General features: G+C 64.9%; 1 protein-coding gene. It reads left to right on the top strand.

Going from position 1 to position 370, the window contains the following annotated elements:
* The coding region (locus tag P0D71_RS36100) for a pyridoxal-phosphate dependent enzyme (protein ID WP_408188141.1) at positions 1 to 370 on the top strand (370 nt) is incomplete at both ends.

Raw genomic sequence — 370 nt, 5'->3', positions numbered from 1 at the left:
CTTCGTGCCGATCGGCGGCGGTGGGCTCGCGGCGGGCGTGGCCGCGTACGTGAAATCGGTGCGCCCGGAGATCAAGGTGATCGGCGTGCAGACCGATGATTCGTGCGCGATGGCCGCATCGCTGAAAGCTGGCGAGCGGGTCACGTTGAACGAGGTTGGTCTGTTCTCGGACGGCACGGCGGTGAAGCTGGTCGGCGAGGAAACCTTCCGCCTGTGCAGCGAGTATCTCGACGACGTGCTGCTCGTGAACACAGATGCACTCTGCGCCGCGATCAAGGATGTTTTCCAGGACACCCGCAGCGTGCTGGAGCCCGCGGGTTCTTTGGCCGTAGCCGGTGCCAAGCAGTATGCGGAGCGCGAAGGCATCGAG

It is taken from the genome of Paraburkholderia sp. RL17-383-BIF-A (genome assembly GCF_046028015.1).
GTDB lineage: Bacteria > Pseudomonadota > Gammaproteobacteria > Burkholderiales > Burkholderiaceae > Paraburkholderia.
Note: the sequence above shows the minus strand (reverse complement) of the source record. Positions and strands in the feature narration are given on the sequence as shown.